Consider the following 18641-nt stretch of genomic DNA (forward strand, 5'->3'; position numbering starts at 1 on the left):
TGGTATTTAGTTGTGAGTGTGGTAACTTCAACCGTATCAGGGGGTTTTTAATTTGTCAATCGCTCCAAACCCTTGGCTGGAGCCGAATTTAGCTCTATTTACTCCCTCACGTTATCCCTTATTCCTTCAAGTGAAGGCGGAAAATTAAACAAATCCACTCGTGTAGCCCTGACGAACTGAAAGATCGCTTCGCTCGATTAGGCGGTGGCTCTTACGGGCAGAAAAATTGTCGTGAGGATAACTAGTTCTCGCAAGCCCGCAAGAGCCACTCCGGCAACGCCCGCCTAATCGCTTCCAGTTCTCAGATCCTGGTTCATAAAAACAAAATTACTTGTCCTTGGAAGTCCACGGACAAAGAAAAATAATCAAAAGCTGTCAATACAGCTTGCCAGCAAAATATAAAATTCGATAACACTGATAACAACGTGATAAAAGTATAGATTTTAATCGAAAGTACTGTTATTATAACGTTATCGCTACATGATAACAATATGGTATCTAACCGCTTTTTTTCAGGCAGAATCCCCAATGAGCTATATGAACAAGCAGAAAAACATTGTGGAGAAACTGGGGATAGTAAAACCGAAGTATTAATTAAGGCTCTATCTACTTACCTAAACTTTCCAATAACAGTTCCTGGAAAAAATCTAATTGCTCCTGCCCCAGAAGTTACCAAAGAAATGTTTGAGACTCTAGAAGAGAAAATAAGAATTTTAGAGGATGCACTAAAAACTTTATCTGTAAATGTTATCAACAATAATAACGATGATAACAAAAGCAAAGATACTGAAGAAATTGGGGAAACTAATAATGATAACAATACAGAAACTTCTAATAACAAAACTGATAACCTCGATGTGGAAAGTAAAAGTCAAGATGTTATCATTTATGATAACAAAATTGATAATCAAGAAAGAAACGAAAGTGATAACACTTTAGAAAGTATTAATAACAAAAATGATAACAATAAGCCAAAAACGAACAAGCCCATTATCAGGCTTAATAACAAAAATAATAACAAGCCTTTACAAGCAGAAGTAAATAAAATTATAAGTGAGTCTAAAGTTTCGGAAGACTTACAAGAACTTCCAAAATTTGAGGAAATAATTACTGCTGAAGTTGTTAAAAAGACTAACTTATCACGAAGTCAAGTTGACTATTTAATGAGTAAAGCTATAGAAAAAATAAAACAGCAAGGTAAAGTGATAAAACCTAGAAAACTTTTAGAAGATCCTGTCGAAGTGATCAACAAATCTGGTATACAAATTGAGGGAAATCTTTATAGACTTTTTTATGCTGGAGAAAACTTTAAGGAGAAAGCCGTTTGGAATTTAATACCAGATAACATTAATTATCAGCAATTGATAACAGAACTTAATTATAAAGACAAAGTAAATGATAACATTAATTATCACAATGATAACAATATTATTCTTCAAGAAGATAACGATTAGCTATAGCCTCTCTAGAAGCTAGAAAAACTTCGTACATCTCTTCTTGCTTAGGGCTAATACGTTTTTCATTAGTAATTTCCAAAATATACTCGTTTAACTTTCCTTGTTCTTCATAAATTTGGCGAACTGCTCGTTTCCCAAATTTATCAACTAGATATTTAGGTAAGTTTTGAGGGATATATTTGTCTCTTAACCAAGCTTTAAAAACAGGAATTTCAATATATTCATAAGCATTACAAGGGCGCGGCCCTCTACGATCTCGAAATTTATGTATATACTCGCCTGATTGTTTTGCCCAATTTTTTAGCTCACCTTTACCTATAGATTCTTCAGTCCAACGATATTGCCCCCAGTGATGCCCAATACTTCCATCACACAAATCCATTTCATCTACAGGAACTTTATACTGTTTCTCAACTAAAAGTAATATCTCTGCCCCTTCTCGAAAAGTTGTCCATAAATTATCAGGAACCTGATGGTCAGCCATATTTTCCAAACGCCTGATATAAACACTAGTGTGTTGATGTACAACACCTCTTTGCCTAAGTAACTTTTTAGCTAAAGAAAACTTACGGACTAGCTCTAACTTAAGCTGAACTACCTCTGGAGTATTTCTACTAAGAGTCATGTAGAAAGTAGCTTGTTCTTCATTTAGCAAAACCCATTCAGGCTGAGTACCACCTTTATTACCGTCTTCTCGCGCTCCGATTTGAAATCGGAGCGCACCAAATGCTTGCTCCGCCTGGTTTCTATATTTATTAATAGTTCTCATAAAACTTTCATGCTGAATGTTTAAACCCTCGGCAATAATCCGAGAATCAACCACTAAGGCACCATCTTCATATTCAAAAACTACAATTTCAGACATTATCTTTAAAATCCTTACGCAGTATGACTTTGAACATTTTACCTAAACGTTCTGGCAATATCTCATAACCTAACTTTGCAACATCTTCTAAGTAAACAGCAGACTTACCATTGCAAACTCTAATACTTGTTCCAGATAAATCTAACACTTTTGATTGCGTTTCGTGTTCTATAATAACTCCACTATCTAGTTTCTGTGCATAATCCAAAATTTGCTCAACTAGTTCTTCTGGCACACGTATAGTTTTAGTCTTGCCATGCTTCCATTTAAAACGACCACCTGCACCTTCCCTAACCCCACCTCTTGGCATAATCAACCTCTGATTGTGTTACTATTTCAAATAGTACAAAAATACTATATCACTAGTGATAACGAGCGATAACAAAATAATAACATAACTGATAACAAAATATATTTTATGTTATCAAGCGTTATCAATACTAAAAACTATTAGGAATCAACGAGTTTGTATTTTTTCTGTTCTCGCTTCCATTCAAAATACAAATGCCCTTCATCAACATCGCAAGCATTATCCTCACCAATCAAATCTTTTGGCTCACGCTCTAATTCAGCTATATAAGACCGTAATACACCCCCAACTGCCACCGCCCTAGATTTGTGCAGCTGCTTGGTTAACTCCAAAAACCATTCCCGATTAGCAATTAAGTCTGACTCTTTAACTTGATATTTCAAAATCTCTGGAACAATCACCGTTGGGTCATGATGCTTAGCGATCGCCTTCACATGAGTTATTGGTTTATAGTCCAATTGTGCTGACTGCTGCCATAACTTTGTCCAGCGTTCTTGAGATAAATAGTTAGGGCCAAAATACCCTGACGCTACCATCAACAAACAATGAATATGTGGATGGGCTTTGCCATCTCTACCTCTGGTTACTTCAATAGACTTTATCCATCCAACACCAGGAAAATCTTTGAGCTTTGTTAGTCTTATAAAAGACTTATTCATCCAATTCAAAGAAGTTCGTAATTCTTGAACTGGGCAGTTTTTTACTGTTAACGTTACAAACAACCATCGATGTTTGGGGTAGTCCTCAACAACTTTTGGCAAAGCTTGATATGCTCTTGCCTTCCACATTAGACTCCGCCTCCATTGACATACTGGACAATAGCGTACTCGACAGAACTTTGCATTTGATAATTTGAGTTTGTAGACAGATGGTAATGCTTCTGGAACTAGACGAAAATCCAACCACTGAGAACAGTCGTTGATGCGCGAGGAATATTTTTGATAACGACTACGGGCATAATGCTCTGAAACCCTATCAGCATTACCCCGGTGTTTATCCCAGGGTTTATCCTGTTCGGAAAAATCACTTAGCCCTGGGGTCTGGTCAGACTCAGGGTGAAGCGATAAACTAGATTCAAAAGCATCGATGCTCGTGCCTGATTCGTAGTCAGACACGCTAAAAACCCTCTGGTATTTAGTTGTGAGTGTGGTAACTTCAACCGTATCAGGGGGTTTTTAATTTGTCAATCGCTCCAAACCCTTGGCTGGAGCCGAATTTAGCTCTATTTACTCCCTCACGTTATCCCTTATTCCTTTGAAACCTTTGCCAGAAAAGGAATTGGGTAAATCATACTTTCTCTTACTCAGTTGATTTTTCGTATTCACAAATCAAGCGTTGTCAGCAGCCTTTGACGGTAAAACTCATGCCGCAGTCCCGATAGCACCCCAAGCAAACCTAATTCCGACCACTCGCCCAAATCCTCAGAGTGCAGATATACCTGATAGTACCCACACGAAGCGCGGGAGCAAACAACAGGATAACCCGACTCGTGGCATTTCTCAATCAGACTCAAAACCTGGAGCGAATATGTTGCGCTCTGGGTTATTTTCGCGCCTGGGATGAGTGTCAGCTGTGGCTTTTGAGAAGTACCGATTTCTCCACCCCACTGTTCCGCTAGGTACTCTTGTACTATCGTACTTATGCTGAGAACCTCCGGCTTTTAGCCGGGGGATGAAAGCTATTCGCCTGATTTATCAGGCATTCTAGTTCTAATTACTTTTTTGATTTTCAATATATTTTCTCACAACTTCTGTGCTTGCTGCGCCAGTAGAGGCAACAAAGTAGCTAGGACTCCAGAGAGAAGGGAGTTTTTTTAGGTGTGGGAATTCGCGTCTGAGATGATGAGATGCCCTGCCTTTAATCCATCTAGCTACATCAGCAGGGGATTCATGGGTCGGGACATTTAAAAAACAGTGAACATGGTCTGGCATTATTTCTAAGGCGATAAGCTTCCACTCATGCTCAACTACTAACTCTAATATAATTTCCTGTAAACGCTGTGCTACTTCTTTTGTTAGGACAGCTTTTCGCCGTTTAGGAACAAATACAAAATGGTAGTTCAAAGATGAAACTGAGCCATTCGTGCGGTAATATGTGCGCTTAATAGTGCCAGCGTAGTGTGAAGTATAAATCAAGTTCCCACCTCCCACAGCAGAGGCTGAATAGAGCCATCACCATAAACCTCTGGTAGCAGCACATCACCAGTAGGTTCGGTTCCGTCCCAGCCATTGGGGTAAGTGCCAAGGCTGATTAACTCTCGAATCCTGGCTGATTCCTCTGCATTGAGAATATCCAAGCGTGGTCTGCCCAATTTATCAGATGCTAAATTAACCTCAGCTTGAATTGCTAGGACATCCTCCAACCCCTTCAATCGCGCCTCTAATGTCAGTGGCCCCTTCTGTGCCTGTCGCTTGCTGAAATCGTTCTTCTGGTGTCGGTTTGCGAAATTCCGCCACTCGGTGTAAAGCGATCGCAGACGGGAAACGGGTTTCAGGTAAGACCAATACTCAGTACTTAAAACATAATCAAGTGCGACATCCCGCGAAGCTAACGGACACCCCATACATCCAGTCCGCGCTGCTATCTCCAGTGCTTCATCACCACCGTAAGCATCAGCAAGCATTTCGGTGGAGTACCCCAGTGCTGGAGCTTCTACCATCAGCCAATCCCAAATATGACACAAACGCCAGTTTGACATCCTCACCGACCTGAAGGTGCGGTGATTCCAAGAATTACTTCTTGGGCTTCCTCTTTCCACGACTCGGCTTACTTAAAGGAGTTTCCCCACTTAAGCAGAGGTCGATGTCTCCAGAGGCGTTAAGCGTTCCCGTGTGCCCCACGGTACGAAGTCCAAGCTCAAGTATGTTCCGAGCGGCGTTCCAGTCTCTATCTAATACAAACCCACAATGGTGGCATTTATGAGTTCTTGTACTCAAAGACTTCTTGACGACTTCCCCACAGTTAGAGCAGTTCTGGCTAGTGTAGTGAGGTGGAACAGCAATCGTCACCACGCCAAACACTTTGCCGAAATACTCCAACCAATCACGGAAAGCCGACCATGCCGCGTCACTTATAGACTTGGACAGTTTTCTATTCTTAACCATGTTCCGCACCATCAAATCCTCATAAGCAACCAAGTCGTTAGACTGGATAACGCATCTTGCCAATTTCACAGCAAAATCTTTACGCTGCCTACTTACTTTGAGGTGTTTTCTGCTCAAGCGATTTCGTCGCTTGATTCTATTCTTACAACCCTTTTTAGTCGAGGACATTCGGCGTTGCAACCGTTTCAAAGACTTCTCGCTTTGGAGCAGGTGTCGGGGATTCTCAACGGTTTGACCATCAGAATCGGTGTAGAAATGAGCCAGACCAACATCCAACCCAGTAGTCTTACCCGTTGGCTCTCGCAACTCATGCCGTTCAACATCAAGGCAAAACTGAGCGTAGTACCCATCAGCACGACGAACAACCCGAACTCGCTTAATTTGATTCAACTGGTAGAAGTGCAAATCACGGGTTCCCCACAGACGGAAGCTTCCTGCTTTAAAACCATCGGTGAAGGTGATAATTTGCTTGTCATCCGAAAGCTTATAGCCTGTAGTTTTGTATTCCACAGAACCATGTGTTTGATGCTTCTTAAAGCGTGGGAAACCCTTCTTGGTTACATTCTTCTTGCAGTTGTCATAGAACCGAGTAATTGCCGACCAAGCCCGTTCAGAAGAAGCTTGTCGTGCCATCGAGTTAAGGTTATTAGCAAAAGGGAAATCATGTGCCAGAACAGCGCAATAAGCGCTCAACTCATACTTCCCGACTCCCTTGTTATCCATCCAGTAGCGAAGACAAGAATTACGGATAAAACGAGCAGTCCGAATTGCTTCATCAAGCTTTTCGTATTGCTCATTACTACCCTTAAGTTTTGCCTCAAATACAAGCATGGTTACGCCTTTACATCTAGCGTAATTATATGATGAATATGAGCAATAATTATGAAAAAGCCGTCGTAGAACGACGGGGCTTTAGACCCAATTTTTCGGTAAACTAGAAAAACGCTTTTACTACTTGCTTACTCCCGAAAGTGACAAAAGAGGGATAGATTCTGTCCAGAGCGGGTTGGCTGCTGTACTAGCCATGTTTATCGTAGAAGGCTTTGATGTCGTCTTTGTAGTCCTGTTCGACCTCCATCTCATGCACTGTGTGTCCCTCCTCCAGCACGGGCGTCACCGAGATCTCGTCGCCAACGGCTTTCTCAAACGTCGCGATAACCTTCCCGTTCTTGTCCTTGATGACATTGATTTTCATCGTTCTTCCTCCTATAGACGAATGGCACTAAGAAAAGCGGAAACGCTTACCAATTAAGCAGTTTGCAATTGTTTACGTAACTCATGCCGGGGCTTGGTCAATCTGGGGTAAGCTTTGGGGCGGCGTTTGGTGACTCGTGGTTCACTGCGACCTGGGCGGTCGGGAACGGCCTTGTGAGCAATAACTTTTAGCAAAGTACGATAAATTTGAAGACGTTTTGTTGAATGAGCAGCTAATAATTTGGAAAGAAAGTTAATTAAATGATGGCGAGTACCTTGTAGCGATAAGCGCAAGGGAGGAGTATTATAAGTAGTTCCAGCCTGCCACATTAAGTTACGAAGTAGATTGTAAGCGAGTAAATAAACATGAATTTCTTTGCGTACCATTGAAGGTGTTTTACATCGTAAAATATCCATACCCAAGGTAGTTTTGAGGTGTCTTAAATCTAGTTCAACATCCCAACGTTGACCGTAAAGTCCAACAATTTCCAGAGTAGAATAAGAAGATTTATCTAAAAGAGTAGTAATTAAACTAACTTGTTGAGTGCGAAAACCAGGAATAACAATGTAATAGTAAACCTCTCGGACAGTTATACTTTTAGGTAGAGCATCAAATTCATCTTTACTCAAACCTTTTGGACAACTTTTCGGCTTATACCAAGTAACTAACTTGTCACAATCTCCAACAATTTTACCTTTTCGCATAGCAGTTGTGCGAGATGAATGCTTACGAAATAGAGCATCACAATTAAGCTTTCTGATAGCAAACATATCAGCGTAAGCGCAAAACGCTCTATCCCCTACAAGCACATCATTTTGTTTGAGAAAACTGTACAGGTTTCTGGCTAATTTAATATCATGAGTGTTCAAAACGTCTATGCACAGAGCAACAGCGGCTCCCGTGACTAAACTGAATATCACCCCAATTTTGGCAATTGGGAATCCACATCCTGATTTTTGGGTACTAGGCTGGGGGTATTCTTTTTGGTTCTCTACAGTGTCAGGCATCGAGACAGTTGACCCATCTATTACTTTCACATTCCGACCACACCATAAGTTTTCTTCTGTCACTTTCTGTTCTATATTTTGTGCTGAATAATTGAAGAGGTTCTCCAATAACTTCTCTGGTAATCTTGCCCGTGCTTGGCAGTATGCACTCGTATCTGTTGACGGAATTTCTACTTCTGATTCTGCCAGATGTGCAATTATTTTACTTACAGCATTGTGGCAAGTTTTGTCTGTATCTAATACTTGAGATAAAAATGCCCATAAAGTTACGAATGGGTCAAACAACCGTTTTTTGTATTTAATTTTTAGCTCCGAGATTGCAAGTCTTATCACAGACTCTGGCAATAGTTCTTTAAAAGGTAGCCCCAAACTTTGGCTAAATTTATCCTTGAGGATTTGTACTCGTAGTGTCACAGTAGTATTTATGATCTTAGCTTGCTCGTCTCAGAAAAGTATTTCACGGACGAGTAAGCTTTTTATACCTCCAAAAATTTTTTAGGCAACTGTGCATCATCTCTTCATCAGCGGTAAGCGTTAGCCATGCCGTCAGGCTTATCGCACAAGTAGGTGCGATTAATTACTGCGCTCTTTGGCATTAAAAGCTGTAACCCTTATTCCGCATACCTTAGAGCTTTTCTTAGTGCCATTCGGCTACGCCCGCCGCAGGCATCGCACCTTTTTTTTTTAGCCGACCTCACAAAATCGCATTGCTCCCTATTCCCATAGTAAGACTGCTGGCAACACTTCTGGGTATGCCAGTCGTAACAATTCGTAGCCAATTCCTGCCGTCCCCTGGAAAAAACCAGGATTAAACAAGGAATTTGGCAAGTTATTAAAGAGTTGATACGCACTTATTTTATCTGCTTGCCCTACCACCCAAGCTGCCTTTTTCTGTGCAGTTTCTAGCAACTGGGGACGAGATAGTTTTTGGGCTGCCACCAATAAGACTTCTATACGACCAAAATTGCCGCAACAGATATGGTCTACACCTTGTAAGCCATACTTCTGAGTAGTCTGCAATGCAACTTCCACATCTTGATATATTTCATCCGTTTGGTATATTGACAAACCACCTAATCTTCCTAAACAAATACCGGGAGCGCCGTGACACCATGTTACCATAAACCCAGATTGGCGACGTAAGTCAGGCCAATTGGCAACTGCGGTTGAAAAAACACTGCGTTCATAGGCAATTCCCTCCTCAGCCGCTTGTAAATAAGCTTGGTCTTCAGTGACAGCATAAAGCCGTAATAAAGCATAGGCAATGCCAGCTGCCCCATGGGAGAAACCTGTTAACGGCTTTTGGGCTATAGTTTTCCAGGCTTTGGGTTGCTCTTGCTCACTGACGCGATGCACAAGTAAATGCTGAGCGCACTGAATAGCTTTATCTAAAATCCCTAATTCACCTGTTTGCTGATAAAGTGTCAATAACCCTAAAATTGCTCCTGCTGCTCCCCCCATTATGTCGAGTTGTTGGTCGGCGGCGATGAGTTCTGGTGTAATTAACTTAGTAACTAACTGAGCATCTTCTAGCAGTGCTGTATTTGATAAGAATTGGCTGATTTTGACTAAAGAATAAATAATGGAGCCAATTCCTGTCCCTCCACCAATCCCAATTCGCCGCGCAAATTTTTGGGCAAATAAATCATTGGATGTCTGCAATACTGTCCGCAAAGACTGTAAGGCATCCACAGCCAAGTTACCCCAATGGGTACTAGCCGTGACATGAGCAACTGCTGCTAAAAATAAAGCAACACCACAACTACCATCGTAGAGACTATAACCCAAAGGCTGGAATTGGAAGCGTTCAGCATTGGGTGCATAGCCAAAGCCAATCCAGTTGACATTGCCAGAGGTGTCACGCAGACATCTTGTTTCAATTTCCTGAGCAATGGCTTCAGCTTTCTGGAGTAATTTACAAGAAGTTAAAGGGGCAATTTGTGAAAAATCAGCTAATGAGTTGGGATCTGAGAATTCTTCAGTCACGGGAGATTGCACCACTCTGGCATAAAAAGACCCCCGGATAATCCCTACTTGGTTAGCCAAATCTGTTTGGTTGAGGTTTTGCAATCGAGTTAGAAATTGGTTGTAGCTGGGTTGTCTAAAATACTTTTCTAAAGGTTGTTCCAGCCCAACAGTGAGTGTATCGCTGCTGCAAGATGTACCAAAATAGGGAATATCTAACTGCTCCATTGCCTGAAGTTCCGATCGCAAAATCGGCCAAGCCTGCGGTTTATACTTAGATGTGAGAAAAGTTTGACTGAGAATGTCCAATTCAATACTACGTTCAATGCCATTACGGAGAAATTCTGGAGACAAAGACTTTTCTAAAAGGACTTGATAAACTTTGGTGGCGCGGAAAATAAACCGTACCTGCTGTGCTTGTAGTGCTTTCAAAAAGTCATGATTTGTCAGCAGTGCTTGTTGGCGATCGCTCAAAAAATGATACATTTGCCTAAACCCCACGACTATTTCTTCTAAGTAGTCGTTAGGCGAGAGCGCAACCCCATCCAACATCGGTACATTTGCCTGGACAACTAACTTAACTTCCTCATAAGCCAAGTGCATTTCGTCCGTATTGACAGCTTTCCAGCGCGGCGATCGCCAGGGTGCTTGCTGGGGGTTAACACTGCCTAAAGCACTGATATCGTAAGCAATTCGTCCGTCGGGGCTAAAATCCCAACGAGGTAAAAGTCCAGTACGCAACACAGAATCCTGGAACTGTCGTTCAATCTCAGTCATTTCTTCTATTGCTTGCACAGAACCTTCTATAGGCTCGGTTTGAGGATGCAATAAAGTTTCTGTATCAATTAGTACCGGATATTCGCCGCTAGCAATTAAATTCTCGTAGTGACAATCATTCCCTCCTACAATATACAAAAGGCACAACAGCATTCCAGCACGCTGATAAAATCGCTGTGCTGCTGCTTCATCCTCGCACGGCTGTTGTTCCACATAGTCCAAAACCCAACCATAGGTATGGCAATCTAGCAGTCTCATAACTTTAAACGGTAAAGGTGCGCCGTGTTGATTGCACCAATCTAATAACCGGTTATATATGACTTCTAAGCCTAAATTTTTGGGTTTGTAGACTAATTTTTGCCCAGATGCAAAAGTGAGAATCAAGACAGAACGACCGCGATTATGGAAGTCAGAAAGGGAGCTATAAATAACTGTAATTTTACCTAAAGAACTTTCTGGAAAATTTAAAATGCTCTCAATTTTTGCTTGATCAGCTTGCAAGCGTTGGAGAAATTCTGCTGTTGCTTCTACCCAAAAATCAACGGCTGTTGCTATTAGTCTACCTAAAACTGCATATTTTTGGAAAAACCCTAGTAACCCATCATGCCAAAGTTGATCAACAAAATCAATATAGTATTTAATACTAGGATTACTCGATTGCCCCTCTGCTAAAAAATTTAACTTTTCTAGCATTAAATTGAGAAGATTATAATCACGGGGACGAAAATTAGTAAATTCCAATTGTAGGGTGTTGGCACTGATATTTACCAACCTTTGTAATAAGCCGCGCTCTAATTGTAGATAAGCTTTTTCCGAAAGCAGTTTTAAAGGTAAACAGTCTGGTGATAGCAACTCCAAACAAGTGAGTAATTTCTGTCGCCCTACCAAAACAGCAGGTAGCAATACATCTTCAAAAGGTAATGGCTTTTCAGGATTAATGGGGAATTGGCTAGTGTTGGAACTTACTTTATTGAAAGCGACGGGAAACTCCACCCCCTCGTGGGTGTACCGTGATAGTCGCCCCGTCGCATGGGGCATTGGGCATTGGGCATTGGTAACTTCTTCCCCATGCCCCATGCCCCATTCCCCATGCCCAAAAACTCCATCCCCTTGTGGGTGGAGTTTTTCATCTAAATTGAATTTGCTAGCAGTTTGAATAATCTCTCTCAAAGTTTCTGCCCAAGTTGGTAGCGGCTTTGATTTTGCCAGATCCGTTGCCCTGAGTAACTGACGAACTGTATCAACGCTTAATTCATCCCATTGCAACCGCTTGTGGAAACTTTCCCAATTACCTTGAGCAACAACTTTACACCAATGCTCTAATAGCTCATCGTTTACTTGCTGTTCGCCAATTAAGTCTGATCTTTTGCTGAGGCGTTCTGATAAAGAAGTTGCTAAGGCAACAACTTCTACTATATTTTCATTTGTCATTTACCATTCTCTCTTTAAGAGGTTGTTTGAAAAGTCTAATTTATTACTCACCGGGCGACTAGAAGTCGCGGCTATACAGACAAAACCTGCCTCCGCAGGTTAAAACCCTTGATTTTGTAGGGAGCAACGCGAAAAAGTGAGATCGGGGTTTAATTCTCAATTACACCTCTATATTCTCAACAAAACCTGATTTTTTAGTTGCGATCGCATCCTGAAACAACCTATATACGTCGTAGGTTTCAGCACCTCACTGTTAGAGCGTTGCTCCCGATTTTGTATTAGTCCACGGAGGTGGACGAGAGTTTGTGTAGTAGCGAATTCTATTCGCCCCATACTTTTCAAACATCCTCTAAAGTAAAATTGCTTAATCCTCTTTCTTCCTCTGCGTTCTCTGCGCCTCTGCGGTTATTAAAACAATTAGCTCAGACAGCATTTCAACTTATCTGCCAGCACACGAACATGGGGTTCAGCCAGGATTGTCACATGATCGCCCGGTACTTCATGAATTTCTATCGGTTCAGTAGTCAATTCACCCCAACCCAAAGCAGGTTGGCGGAAGCTTTGAGCAAACACACCCCCAGAATCCTCAGCTAGCACTTCAAAGGCACGCAGAAGGGTAATTTTACCTGAATAAACTTGCGGTACGTAATTTATTAAAGCTTGGTGACTGGCTTTTTGAACTTCCAGAATGCGGCGAATCATATCATGTCCAGCATCGGGAGGAATGAGATTAACCCGTCTTAATTTCTCCAAAAAGTAGTTGAATTGCGCTTCTGGTGCTAACTGCTGGAGTTCTGCATAGTCAACTGACAGTTTTTTGCCAAAAAAGCGTTCTAGTACGTGCGATCGCTTCACCATCCATCTAGCATCATCTATCGGTTCGATAACTTCTCTGTGAATAGGTGCTGGTGTATCCATAATGACCAATAAGCCGATCTCTTGTCCTTGCTGTTGAAGTTGTTGAGCCATTTCAAAAGCTACAAGTCCACCAAAGGAGTGTCCGCCCAAAAAATATGGGCCAGACGGTTGTAAAACTTGCAGGGCTGTGATATAATGCTTTGCCAATTCGGTAATTTGGGTGTAAGGCTGTCGTTGTCCCTCAACCCCAGGAGCTTGCAGAGCGTAAAGCGGCTGGTCTGGACTTAGATAACGCCCTAAAGCAATGTATCCCAGAACGTTACCACCAATTGGATGGACACAGAATAAAGGTGGTTTGGAACCTGCGGTTTGAATTCCCACAAGCGCAGACCAATATCTGTCAGGCGTTTTGTCGCGGAGAATAGTCGCCAGTTGTTCGATTGTCCCGCCTTGGAAAAGAGTCGATAGGGCTAGCTCTCGTCCGAACTGCTGCTGAATCAAAGCCATGAGACGCACTGCAAGTAAAGAGTGACCGCCAAGGTCAAAGAAGTTATCTGTGACACCAATAGGGCGAACGTTGAGAACTTCTTCCCAAATCCTCACTAGTTCAAGTTCTAAGTTATCGCGGGGAATAACGAGAGTATCTGCTTCTGGGCTTCTGTCTGCATTGGGGGCGGGGAGGGCTTTGCGGTCTAGTTTACCGTTGGGTGTCAGGGGTAAACTGTCTAGGATGATCAGGGCGGAAGGCACCATGTAGTCTGGTAGGTGTTCCTTGAGATAGTCCTTTACCTGTTGCTGATTAATTGTGATGCCATTTTCAGGGACGAGATAAGCTACTAAACGCTTACCAAAGTGGTTTTCATCAGCGATCGCAATGCAGTTAAATACATCTGGGTGGTGGCGCAATACCGTCTCGACTTCCCCCAATTCGATGCGGAAACCGCGAATCTTCACTTGATGGTCGATGCGACCAAGAAACTCAATATTGCCATCGCTAAGATAGCGGGCTAAGTCTCCAGTTTTATATAGCTGTGACGATTTTGCCTTCTCAAAGGGATTAAAAATAAATTTCTCGTCAGTCAAGTCTGGAAGGTTGAGGTAGCCACGAGCAAGTCCAATGCCACCAATGTACAATTCTCCTGGCACTCCGATGGGGACGGGTTGGAGATGACGATCTAGAATATAGACTTGGGTATTGGCAATTGGACGACCGATGGGCGGTTGACTTTGGGTATCTGTGCATTCAGCAATGGTGGCGCAGACGGTTGCTTCGGTCGGGCCGTAAGCATTGAAGAAGCGGCGACCAGAAGCCCAACCTGCCACTAAGTCAGTAGGACAAGCTTCCCCAGCAACGATGATTGTCTGCAAAGCCGGAAGTTCCTCAGCAGCTAGCACAGCTAGTACAGATGGTGGTAATGTGACAGTTGTGATGGCGCGCTCGCGCAACAACCGCAACAAGTTTGTACCAGGTAGTAGGTCATCAGTGGTTGCCAAACAGAGTGTTCCTCCTGCTACTAGAGCGATGAAAATTTCACTGACTGAAGCATCAAAGCTGAGAGAGGCAAATTGAAGAACACGGCTATCAGGTCGAACATCGAAAGCCTTAATTTGGGCTGTGGCTAGATTGCACAAACCTCGATGCGCTAAAAGAACACCTTTAGGCTTGCCTGTAGAGCCGGATGTGTAGATGATGTAGGCTAGTTGATCAGGCGTGACAATTTGGTTAGGGTTAGTACTGCTGTATTGGGCTATGATTTCCCATTCTTGATCTAAGCAAACAACAGTTGTTCTTTGTTCTGATTCAATGTTTAATGATTGTTGGGTAAGCAACACCGACAATTTGGCATCTTCCATCATGAAAGCCAGACGTTCTTGAGGATAGGTCGGGTCTAGGGGTACATAAACACCGCCAGCTTTGAAAATAGCTAAGATGCTCACTATTGTTAAGGGCGATCGCTCCATACAAACTCCCACCCGCATCTCTGGTTTTATCCCCAGTGAACGCAAGTAATGAGCTAGCTGATTGGCTTGGGCGTTTAACTCCTGGTAGGTGAGTGTAGAGTCATTAAATATTAGTGCGATCGCGGAGCGTGCGTTAAGCGCAATCGCATCGGGCGATCGCTCAACTTGAGCCTCAAATAGCTGATGAACGCAGACATCAGCAACATACTGAGTTTGGGTATCGTTCCAATCCCACAGCAACTGCTGGCGCTCAGCTGTTGTCAATAAGGGCAACTCATGCAATCGTTGTTGTGGATTAGCAACAATGCCTTCTAGCAAGATTTGCAAATGAGTCAGCATCTGAGTAATTGTGGCAGCATCAAACAGTTCGGTTTTATACTCTAACCACCCCACTAATCCTGCTTCACTTTCTTTAAAAGACAAGGTTAAATCTAACTTGGCCGTGCCGCTATCTACGGAAAGAGAACTCAAAGTCAAGTCAGAAAGCTTCAGTTCTGCTTTGGGAGCATTATAGAAAGCGAACCCGACTTGGAATAGCGGCGAGTAACTCAGATCGCGTTCTGGCTGTAATTCCTCCACCAATTTCTCAAAGGGCAAGTCTTGATATTTGTATGCTTCCAGTGTCATGTCCCGCACCCGTTCTAGCAGCGTCAAAAAAGTCGGGTTGCCGGAAAGGTCAGTTCGTAGCACCAAGGTATTGACAAAACAGCCAATTAGCTGTTCTACTTCCTGTTGGCTACGACCTGCTGTAGCTGTGCCTACTAGCAAATCTTCCTCACCTGTGTAGCGGTAAAGTAAGGTCTTAAATGCTGCCAGCAGCATCATAAACAAAGTTACCCCTTGCTGTTGACTTAGCTTCTTCAGTGCCTCTGTTAAAGTTTTAGTCAATGTTAGCTGTTGCCTTGCTCCTTGAAAATTTGGCAATGGCGGACGTGGGCGATGCCTACGGCAAGCTTCGCTAACGCTAGGTAACTGCAACAATGGCAAGTAGCCACCCAGTTTCTGTTTCCAGTAGGCAAGGTGAGTGGAAAGCACCTGATCCTGTAACCACCGTCGCTGCCAAACCGCAAAGTCTGCATACTGGATAGACAGTTGGGGAAGTATATGCGGGATGCCACAAGAGTTGGCTTCGTAAAGTACCCCCAATTCCTCAATCAGCACACTCATAGACCAAGCATCAAAGATAATGTGATGAATGGTCAAAATTAGCACATAATGCACTTCATCCAATTGCAGCAGAGTTGCCCGCAGCAAAAGACCTGTAGACAAATCGAAAGGTTGTTGCGCTGACACTGTTGTAAGCCGCGTCACTTCAGCTTGCTGATGCTCTTTTGGCAGATATCTGATATCCACCTGCTTGAGCGTTAAGGTGAAGTTGGGAACAATAACTTGCATTGGTTCCCCGTCTACTAGCTTAAAAGTGGTGCGGCAGATTTCGTGACGGCGAACAATTTCATTCAAGCTCTGTTCTAATGCTGCTACGTTGAGTAAACCCTGAATTTCAACTGCTCCAGAAATGTTGTATACCGAGCTACCGGGCGTTAATTGGTCGAGAAACCACAACCGTTGTTGAGCAAAAGAAAGAGGAAGTTTGCCATCCCGTGGGGTGGGTAGCAATGGTTGACAAGTCGCAGGAGTAGCTGTAGCTTGACACAGAAAATCGAGGATTTCCGTTTTCCTCTGAGATAATTCGGCTTTTAAAGCAGGTGTCAGCGTTCCTTGGGGGGCGCTATAACGGAGGCGAAGCTCCTGCGGAGCCGCTGCGCTAACGCCTTCTACCCACAGTTTAATATTACTCCGGCGCAGATCAGACAAAAACTCGATAGTTGTCATAATTCTCCTTCCTCCAATGCGCCTTGAAGATGTGGACTTTCTTTTACCCAACGCAGAGTTTCAATGCTTTCGGCTTGAGTCGCTAATGTTGGGGACTCAAATAGCGATCGCAGAGGTAATTCTACCTGAAAGGCTCTGCCCATGCGAGAAACAAGCTGGGTGGCGTTAAGGGAGTGTCCGCCTAATTCAAAAAAATTGTCGTTTAATCCTACTCTGTCAAGATTCAAGACTTGTGACCAGATTTGCGCCAACTGTGTCTCGATGGGTGTCTGAGGGGGTACGAAAGTTCGGCTTTGCTGGCGGTTAGGTAATGGGAGCGATCGCCTATCCACTTTCCCACTGATGGTTTTCGGCAAGACATCCATCACCACAAACACCGAAGGAATCATCGATTCTGGCAGGGATTCTAATAAAAAATTTCTCAACTCACCTGATTCGAGTTCTTCTTTGAGAACAACGTAAGCACACAGATATATATTACCATTTGGATCATTGCGATCGATGACAGCTACATCTTTAACTAAGGGATGCGATCGCAGAGCATTTTCAATTTCCCCTAATTCTATTCTCACCCCTCTAATTTTTACTTGCCCATCTCTACGACCCAGGCATTCAAAATTTCCGTCTTCTAAAATTCGTCCTAAATCGCCTGTTTTATAGACAATATCATGGTGATTACTACTAAAAGGATTTTGAATAAATACTTTATTAGTGGACTCAGGCTGTTGATAATATCCCAAGGTGCGATAGGGAGTCCGAATATAAATTTCACCCACCATTCCCGGAGGACAGACTTTTCCTTGATCATCCACAACTAAAGCCGCAGCCCCATCCATTGGTTTACCAATAGGGATAGAATGCCGTTGTCGATCAGCAGATTTGACAAAATAAAAGAACTTCGTCATTGTCGTTTCCGAAGCACCATAAAGATTAACTAACTGAATTCTGTCACCGTATACGTCCATCCATCGGCTGATATCTGCGGATAGCAAAGGTTCACCAGATAAAAGAATATACTGTAAAGATGAAAATTTTTGCTGGTCTAAATCCTCATTCAGAATCGAACGAAATAACGAAGGCACACAATGAATCAGATTAATTTGCTGATTATCTATCCACTCAATCAACTTTCTCGCATCAAGAATAATATCAAGATTTTCTGGGATGCAAACTACACCGCCAGAACATAATGGTACAAAAATATCTCTTAAAAAAGCATCAAAAACAGGATTGATTAATTGGCTAACTTTGGTGAATTCATTAATTCCAAATATTTTGATTTCCCAATTGATAAAATGGGTAATAGCTTTGAGACGACCGGCAATTCCTTTGGGCTTTCCCGTCGAGCCAGAGGTGAAGTACAAATAACACATATCGTCCGGTTCTACCTGAATATTCGGTTTTTCGATTTTAGAATATTCTGCATACTCATTCAGGTAATAACTTTGCGAATTAAAATTATTAAAAACTTGATTTTCATCCAGACAAATAACTGGCGATCGCAAAAAGCCCGTTATTTTTTCATCGCTAATTTTCGTTAATCCTTTGGCATCGACGATTAACCATTGTGGAACTAATTCTGAAATGATGATATTAATTCGTTTTTCAGGTAAATCGGTAACTAGCGGTACAAAAACACAGCCGGCTTTTAAAATGCCAATGATGGCAATAATAACTTTGACAGAATCTTGAGCCAAAATTGCCACAAGCGAACCTTTAGCCGCACCATGCTCAATGAGAAAATTTGCCAATTTATTGGACTGCGTTTCAATCTCACCATAGGTAAATTTTTGCTCACCGCAATCAATAGCTGTATTATTGCTAAATTTTTCAGCAGTTTGGCTAAACCAGTCTTGAATATAAATTTGCGAACTCAT

Annotated in this window: 14 protein-coding genes; 2 read left to right on the top strand and 12 right to left on the bottom strand. The window is 42.5% G+C overall.

What is annotated here, in order from left to right; all coding sequences use genetic code 11:
• Nucleotides 1-491: 491 nt before the first annotated feature.
• Nucleotides 492-1454 (top strand): hypothetical protein, encoded by a 963-nt coding sequence (locus tag IQ246_RS12515; protein WP_194003449.1) that lies wholly within the window; start codon nucleotides 492-494, stop codon nucleotides 1452-1454.
• Here IQ246_RS12515 and IQ246_RS12520 read toward each other — a convergent pair.
• The 3 genes from IQ246_RS12520 to IQ246_RS12530 all read right to left on the bottom strand — a co-directional run bounded on the left by IQ246_RS12520 (nucleotide 1429) and on the right by IQ246_RS12530 (nucleotide 3747).
• Nucleotides 1429-2322 (bottom strand): Rha family transcriptional regulator, encoded by an 894-nt coding sequence (locus IQ246_RS12520; RefSeq protein WP_194003451.1) that lies wholly within the window; start codon nucleotides 2320-2322, stop codon nucleotides 1429-1431. The genes IQ246_RS12515 and IQ246_RS12520 overlap by 26 nt on opposite strands.
• Nucleotides 2315-2632 carry a hypothetical protein gene (locus IQ246_RS12525; RefSeq protein ID WP_194003453.1) on the bottom strand — a complete coding sequence of 106 codons (318 nt, stop codon included), beginning with the start codon at nucleotides 2630-2632 and terminating at the stop codon, nucleotides 2315-2317. Before IQ246_RS12525 ends, IQ246_RS12520 begins: the two co-directional genes overlap by 8 nt.
• Before the next feature lie 140 nt (nucleotides 2633-2772).
• Nucleotides 2773-3747, bottom strand: a complete 975-nt coding sequence (locus IQ246_RS12530; RefSeq protein ID WP_194003455.1) for a protein rep — start codon at nucleotides 3745-3747, stop codon at nucleotides 2773-2775.
• 220 nt (nucleotides 3748-3967) lie between these two features.
• Here IQ246_RS12530 and IQ246_RS12535 point away from each other — a divergent pair, with 220 nt between their 5' ends.
• Nucleotides 3968-4195 carry a hypothetical protein gene (locus IQ246_RS12535; protein ID WP_194003457.1) on the top strand — a complete coding sequence of 76 codons (228 nt, stop codon included), beginning with the start codon at nucleotides 3968-3970 and terminating at the stop codon, nucleotides 4193-4195.
• Between the two features lie 146 nt (nucleotides 4196-4341).
• Here the strand turns inward: IQ246_RS12535 and tnpA are convergent, their stop codons facing one another.
• The 9 genes from tnpA to IQ246_RS12580 all read right to left on the bottom strand — a co-directional run bounded on the left by tnpA (nucleotide 4342) and on the right by IQ246_RS12580 (nucleotide 18641).
• A complete protein-coding gene (tnpA, locus tag IQ246_RS12540) occupies nucleotides 4342-4737 on the bottom strand; it encodes an IS200/IS605 family transposase (protein WP_194003495.1) in 396 nt (131 codons plus the stop codon).
• Between the two features lie 26 nt (nucleotides 4738-4763).
• Entirely contained in the window at nucleotides 4764-5330 is a 567-nt protein-coding gene (locus IQ246_RS12545) for a hypothetical protein (RefSeq protein WP_194003459.1), read from the bottom strand.
• 34 nt (nucleotides 5331-5364) lie between these two features.
• Entirely contained in the window at nucleotides 5365-6567 is a 1203-nt protein-coding gene (locus IQ246_RS12550) for an RNA-guided endonuclease TnpB family protein (RefSeq protein WP_194003461.1), read from the bottom strand.
• 187 nt (nucleotides 6568-6754) lie between these two features.
• The gene (locus tag IQ246_RS12555; RefSeq protein ID WP_194003463.1) at nucleotides 6755-6931 is read right to left on the bottom strand and encodes a hypothetical protein; all 177 of its coding nucleotides are present in this window, start codon (nucleotides 6929-6931) and stop codon (nucleotides 6755-6757) included.
• 53 nt (nucleotides 6932-6984) lie between these two features.
• Nucleotides 6985-8352: an IS4 family transposase gene (locus IQ246_RS12560; protein ID WP_339379271.1), complete on the bottom strand. Its 1368-nt coding sequence runs from the start codon at nucleotides 8350-8352 to the stop codon at nucleotides 6985-6987.
• A 300-nt stretch (nucleotides 8353-8652) separates the two neighbouring features.
• Nucleotides 8653-12111, bottom strand: a complete 3459-nt coding sequence (locus tag IQ246_RS12565; protein ID WP_194003465.1) for a type 2 lanthipeptide synthetase LanM family protein — start codon at nucleotides 12109-12111, stop codon at nucleotides 8653-8655.
• A 168-nt stretch (nucleotides 12112-12279) separates the two neighbouring features.
• The gene (locus tag IQ246_RS12570) at nucleotides 12280-12444 is read right to left on the bottom strand and encodes a hypothetical protein (protein ID WP_194003467.1); all 165 of its coding nucleotides are present in this window, start codon (nucleotides 12442-12444) and stop codon (nucleotides 12280-12282) included.
• 84 nt (nucleotides 12445-12528) lie between these two features.
• On the bottom strand, nucleotides 12529-16764 hold the full coding sequence (locus IQ246_RS12575; RefSeq protein WP_194003469.1) for a non-ribosomal peptide synthetase: 4236 nt from the start codon (nucleotides 16762-16764) through the stop codon (nucleotides 12529-12531).
• A complete protein-coding gene (locus tag IQ246_RS12580) occupies nucleotides 16761-18641 on the bottom strand; it encodes a non-ribosomal peptide synthetase (protein ID WP_194003471.1) in 1881 nt (626 codons plus the stop codon). Before IQ246_RS12580 ends, IQ246_RS12575 begins: the two co-directional genes overlap by 4 nt.

It is taken from the genome of aff. Roholtiella sp. LEGE 12411 (assembly GCF_015206995.1).
Classification (GTDB): domain Bacteria; phylum Cyanobacteriota; class Cyanobacteriia; order Cyanobacteriales; family Nostocaceae; genus Komarekiella.

Excerpts from the sequence above, each read along its gene's own strand:
- IQ246_RS12525 (WP_194003453.1), bottom strand. The coding sequence starts at position 2,632 with ATGCCAAGAGGTGGGGTTAGGGAAGGTGCAGGTGGTCGTTTTAAATGG.
- IQ246_RS12545 (WP_194003459.1), bottom strand. The coding sequence starts at position 5,330 with ATGTCAAACTGGCGTTTGTGTCATATTTGGGATTGGCTGATGGTAGAA.
- IQ246_RS12565 (WP_194003465.1), bottom strand. The coding sequence starts at position 12,111 with ATGACAAATGAAAATATAGTAGAAGTTGTTGCCTTAGCAACTTCTTTA.
- IQ246_RS12580 (WP_194003471.1), bottom strand. The coding sequence starts at position 18,641 with ATGAGTTCGCAAATTTATATTCAAGACTGGTTTAGCCAAACTGCTGAA.
- IQ246_RS12520 (WP_194003451.1), bottom strand. The coding sequence starts at position 2,322 with ATGTCTGAAATTGTAGTTTTTGAATATGAAGATGGTGCCTTAGTGGTT.
- IQ246_RS12515 (WP_194003449.1), top strand. The coding sequence starts at position 492 with ATGGTATCTAACCGCTTTTTTTCAGGCAGAATCCCCAATGAGCTATAT.
- IQ246_RS12555 (WP_194003463.1), bottom strand. The coding sequence starts at position 6,931 with ATGAAAATCAATGTCATCAAGGACAAGAACGGGAAGGTTATCGCGACG.
- IQ246_RS12570 (WP_194003467.1), bottom strand. The coding sequence starts at position 12,444 with ATGGGGCGAATAGAATTCGCTACTACACAAACTCTCGTCCACCTCCGT.
- IQ246_RS12550 (WP_194003461.1), bottom strand. The coding sequence starts at position 6,567 with ATGCTTGTATTTGAGGCAAAACTTAAGGGTAGTAATGAGCAATACGAA.
- IQ246_RS12575 (WP_194003469.1), bottom strand. The coding sequence starts at position 16,764 with ATGACAACTATCGAGTTTTTGTCTGATCTGCGCCGGAGTAATATTAAA.